This is a genomic window from Kitasatospora sp. NPDC059817 (assembly GCF_042731835.1).
Classification (GTDB): Bacteria; Actinomycetota; Actinomycetes; order Streptomycetales; family Streptomycetaceae; genus Kitasatospora.
In genome coordinates, this window is record NZ_JBHWIR010000170.1 from 10,769 (window position 1) to 15,972 (window position 5,204).

2 protein-coding genes are annotated in these 5,204 nt (G+C 72.4%); both read right to left on the reverse strand.

Annotated features, from left to right (window positions below; translation table 11 throughout):
* Positions 1 to 88: 88 nt before the first annotated feature.
* Positions 89 to 1,057, reverse strand: coding sequence for an alpha/beta fold hydrolase (locus ACFV61_RS28160; RefSeq protein ID WP_380371559.1), 969 nt, complete (start codon positions 1,055 to 1,057; stop codon positions 89 to 91).
* 157 nt (positions 1,058 to 1,214) lie between these two features.
* The gene (locus ACFV61_RS28165) at positions 1,215 to 4,595 is read right to left on the reverse strand and encodes a S8 family serine peptidase (RefSeq protein ID WP_380494591.1); all 3,381 of its coding nucleotides are present in this window, start codon (positions 4,593 to 4,595) and stop codon (positions 1,215 to 1,217) included.
* Positions 4,596 to 5,204: the final 609 nt, after the last annotated feature.

Sequence of the window (5,204 nt, forward strand, 5' to 3'; positions counted from 1 at the left end):
GGCGGCGTTGGTCTAACCCTCCCGGGGGGGGCGCGCCCCCCGGCCCGCCCCGCGGCCCCCCGCCCCGGGGCGGCGGGGGGGGGGCGCGTCAGGCGTCCAGGTGCTTGAGGAAGTCGAGCAGCGCCTCGTTGACCTCCGCCGGGCGCTCCTGCTGCGTCCAGTGCCCGGTGTCCGGCAGCCGGACGTGGCGGTGCAGCTTGGGCACCCGGCTCAGCAGGTGGGCCAGCACCGCCGGCGGGACGAGCGCGTTCACCATGTCCTGTTCGCCGGCCACGTACAGCGCCGGCACGTCGATCGTCACGCCGTCGAAGGCGGCCATCAGTTCGGCGTTGCGGTCGATGTTCCGGTACCAGTTGAGCCCGCCGGTGAAGGCGTGCTCGCCGTGCAGGGCGTAGTCGGCCGCGAGGGCATCGATGTCCGCCTCGGTGAGCCAGGCCGGCAGCTGCGCCGGCTCCGGGATGGTGTCCAGCAGGGCCTTGCCCTCCGGGACGACCCACGGCTGCGGCTTCCCCTCGCGGAGCAGGCCACCGCCCAGGATGCGGCGGAAGCTGGACTTCACGTCGGCCGCCAGTTCGGCGTCGGCGCGGCCCGGCTCCTGGAAGTAGATCTGGTAGAAGCCCTCGCCGAAGTTCTCCCGGGACTCCCGCAGCGGCCGCGGCCCGCTGGCCAGCGGCGGCACGCTCAGCCCGGCGACCCCGCGCACCAGGTCCGGCCGCAGCGCGGCGGTGGCCCAGGCGACCGGCGCGCCCCAGTCGTGCCCGACCACGACGGCCCGCTCCTCGCCGAGCGCGCCGATCAGCGCCGTGACGTCGCCGACCAGGTGCAGCAGGGAGTACGCGTCCACCCGCTCGGGCTGCTCGCTGCGGGCGTAGCCGCGCTGGTCGGGGGCGACGACCCGGTAGCCGGCCGCGGCGAGCGGGGCGAACTGGTGGCGCCAGGAGTACCAGCTCTCCGGGAAGCCGTGCAGCAGCAGGACCAACGGGCCCTCGCCCTGTTCCGCGACGTGCAGACGGACACCGTTCACCTCGACGTGGCTGTGCTTGATCGCGTCGTTCAAGTCCCGCTCCCGGTCCGGTGGAAGGGCCGGGGCATCCGCTTCGCCCCGGTCCCACCCGGCGCAACACCGGCGGGGCACGGGGCATTCCCGCCGGCCCCGGGCAAACGACCGAGGCCGCCCCGGAACTCCGGGACGGCCTCGGCGTGGTGATGGAAGGTCAGTTCACCGTGTAGCTGTACGGGATCGCCGCGAGCACCGAACCGGTGGTGCCCAGGGTGTTGTTGGCGGTCGCCACCGAGCTGGGGGCGGACACCAGGTACAGCACGCCGTGGACGGTGCTGCCCTTCGGACCGGTCGGAGTGACGGTCACCTGGAGCGAGCCCTTGCCGCCCGACGGGACGGTCACCGGGTTGGCGGCCGGGGCCGAGGCGTTGACCGCCAGGGCGTACGGGTCACCGGTGCTGGAGGTCAGCGCCGGGTCGAACGCCTGGGTGTGCGCGGTCGCGGTGATGGTGGCGGTGCCGGCCGGGGCGCCGGCGGTGCCGAACGGGCCGACCTGCTGCAGGAAGGTGCCCCACACGCCGGGGAGGACCGGCTGCGACGCGCTGCCGTTGTCGGTCACGACCGAGATGGTCGAACCGTCCTGGGCCTTCTTCAGGTCACCGAAGAGGTCCGGCGAGCCGGTGGTGCCGGACAGCTCCAGGTGGGCCGGCGTCGAGGAGGCCGCCACCGCCTTCAGCTGGTCGGTGCCCGGCGGGACGAGGAAGGACGGCACCGCGGAGGTGAGGCTCAGCGGCAGGGTGACCGTCGCGGAGGCGCCCTGCGGCACCAGCGGGAGGTCGGTGCGGCGGTCCAGGCGGCCGTCGGCCGAGATCTTCTGGGTGGCGACGGTGTTGTTGGTGTAGTTCACCTGGACGGTGACCGGCTTGCCGGCCGCCAGCTTGGCGTGCGGGTCGTTCGGCAGGCCGGCGGCGGTGGCGACGTTCTGGTTGAACGCGACGGTGCCGGTGAAGTCCTGGGCGAGCTCCTGGCCGCTGACCGGGCCGAGCACGTTCAGGACGAACCGCCAGCGGCCGGCGGCCGGGTTGACGGTGGTGGCCGAGACGCCGGCGGTGGTGCCGGTCAGGTTGCCCTGCGCGTCGAGCAGGCCGTTGCCCTCGATGTCGATCGGGGTGCCGTTCGGGCTGATCAGCGCGCCCTGCATGAGCAGCTTCGGGTCCTTGGCGACGGTGACGCCGACCCGCAGGTCCTTCTGGCCCTTCGGGACGTCGAAGGCGTACGCGAAGCTCTGCGTCGGCGAGGCGTTGCGGCCGTTGCCACCGGTGATGGTGCCGGTGAAGGTGCCCTTGCCCTGGTTGACCGGGACGAGGCTGCGCAGCACGACCGGAACGCTGGTGGCGGTGCCGTTGGAGCTGGCGACGGTGATCGCCTGGCTGGAGTCGCCACTGGTGCCCGGGGTGGTGAGCTGGACCTTGAGGGTCTTGGTCTCACCCGGCTTCAGGTCCGCGACGCTCGGGCTGACGGCGCCGGCCGGCACCGCGCGCTGGGTGGCGGTGCCCAGCTGGACCGCGCCGTTGTAGCCGGCCTTGCCCGCCGGGGTGTACAGGACTGCGGTCCACTCGCCGGCCACCGGGTGCGGGACGTCCACCAGGCCGAAGTCGGCCGGGGTGGCGCCGCCCTGCGGACGGGTGTTGGTCTCGAAGCGGCCCGACGGGTCGAGCAGCGTCATGCGGACCACGGAGCCGTTGGTGACCGGGCTGGCCGCACCCTGCCAGGCGATCGACGCCGCGAGGCGGTCGGCGCCGGCCGGGACGGTGAACTTGACCTGCTTCTGCACCCAGGTGGCGCCGTTGGTGGCGTACTTGAAGGTGTCGGTGGAGGCCGTGTCCAGCTGGACGGTCTGCTGGTTGCTCGACTGCGGCACGAAGGTGCGGGTCGCGCCGCTGACCGTCTGCGGGGCGGAGCTGGTGTTGGTGACGGTCACGTCGGCGGTGTGGGTCGAGCCGGGGTTGCCGGCGATGTCGACCTGACCGGTGGTGACGACGACGGTCTTGCTGTCCGACGCGCCGGAGCCGGCGTGGTAGCCGCGGGCGGCCTCGACGGCGGCGCGGACGTTCAGCAGGCCGGCGCCCTGCTCCTCGGCCGGGACGCCGAGGTCCTGGGCGGTGCCGGTGATGAACTTCTTCACCAGCGCCGGGGCGGGCGACTGGCCGTTGTGGGTGTCGCGGTAGGCCTGGATGACCAGGGCCGCGGCACCGGTGACGAACGGCGCGGCCTGGCTGGTGCCGCCGAACGACTGGATCGGCGAACCCTGGCCGCTGAAGCCGGTGCAGTCGGTGTACTTGCTGGTGTCGGGCGAGCAGAGCGCCCAGTCCGACTCGCCCGGCGCGACCAGGTCGACCGTGCGGCCGGCCTGGGTGAAGCCGCCCGAGGAGAGCGCGGAGATGCGGTTGTTGCTCCAGGTCTTGTTGGAGAACTGGGCGGCCGCGTAGCCGGTCTGCTGGTAGTTCTGGTTGTCCGTGGAGGCGCCGACCGCGATCACGTTCGGGTCGGTGGCCGGGGTGCCGATGGTGCCGCTGATGCCCGCGTCGCCGGTGGAGACGGAGACGGTGACACCGGCCTTGACGGCCTGGTCGTTGAACAGCGAGATGGTGTCGTGCGCGCCGCTGTCCGGGGTGACGTTGCCGCCGAAGGACTCGTTCAGCACGTCGACCTTGGCGACCGAGACCGCGTAGTCGATGGACTGCAGGATCGACGAGTTCGACATGATCTCGCCGCCGGCCCGCAGGGCGACCAGCGAGGCGTCCGGGGCGAGGCCGCGGATGCGGATGTTGCAGCCGGCCGGCAGACCGCGCGAGGCGTTCACGAACTTCGAGACGTCGTAGACCTGGCGGCCCTGGGCGATGACCGCCGAGGCGTCGCCGAAGGCCTCCGCGCCACCGGTCGGCGCGTTCACGCCGTCGCCCGCGAAGTCCTGGTAGTCGACGACCGCGTGCGAGCCGTCGGCCCGGATGAAGTCCGGGTTGTTCGGGTCGAGGCCGTCCGCGATGTAGGCGACCTTGACGCCCTTGCCGGTGGCCAGGTCGGCCGCGCCGGGCTTGCCGTCGGCGCCGACGGCGTGCGTCGAGTAGAGGCCCTCCGGCTCCAGCAGCGGCTGGGACGGGTCGGACGGGCAGATCGTGTTGGTCGCGTTCTGCTCGGTGCCCTGGCCGTTGCTGCCCGAAACGGCCTGCGGGGCGGCGGCCTTGGCCGACTTGGCGCCGGCCTTGGTGTCCGCGGCGTCCTTCGCGGCCGCGGCCTTGCCGGCGGCCGGCGGCGTGACGGTGACCTGCTCGTCCGCGACGACCGAGGCGACGGCCGGGTCGGCCAGCAGCGCGGCACGCAGCGCGGGGCTCACCGTGGCCGAGAACGCGTTCCCGACCACGAAGCTCTTGATGTCGGTGCCGCCGTTGGCCTTGACCTTGTCCAGCAGCGGCGCCTGGGCGTTCGCGGCCTTCTGCTGACGGGCGCCGAGGTGGCCGCTGTCGGCCGGGGCGTCCGCTATCTGGTCCTTGAGAATCACGATCACCGGCACCGGGGTCCCGTCCGCGGACGCCACGGGGGCGTTCTGCGGGTCCGGGAGCGGAGCTGCGTTGGCACTGGACCCGAAGGTCAGGACCATGGACGCGGCGGTGACCGTGACGGCAGCCGCTAGCTGGGATTTCCGCCAGCCGATCAATGGACATCCTTTCGTCTGATGAGACGTCAGGTTGCGCGGCCCGGCGTACGCGGATCCAGGTCGGACGCGTGGTTGCTCCGGACCGCGCGTCCCGACAGCGGTCGCATTCCAGCGCATCCGACACGACCACGACAAGGGGGGAAATCCCCATTAGAAAGTAAAAAAGACCATCAGAAAGTAAAATTCACGGCAGAAATCGGGCCATGTCCGCCCCTTTTCGCTGACCAGACCCGGTCGGAACTGTCCGATCCCGGTCGGAAAAAATCGGTGGCGAACTCTGGACAGTGGCGGACCACCGCCACCTGGGACACACCGTCAGCACCGCCACACACCCTTCCCCCCGGACCCACTCTGAAACCGGACATGACAGAACGGGCGGGCGGTCACACCGCCGCGGGGGGGGGGGGGGGCCCCCCCCCCCCCCCCCCGCCCGCCCCCCCCCCCCCCCCCCCCACGGCGCGCGCGAGGTGTAAAAAAAGAAAACAGCCG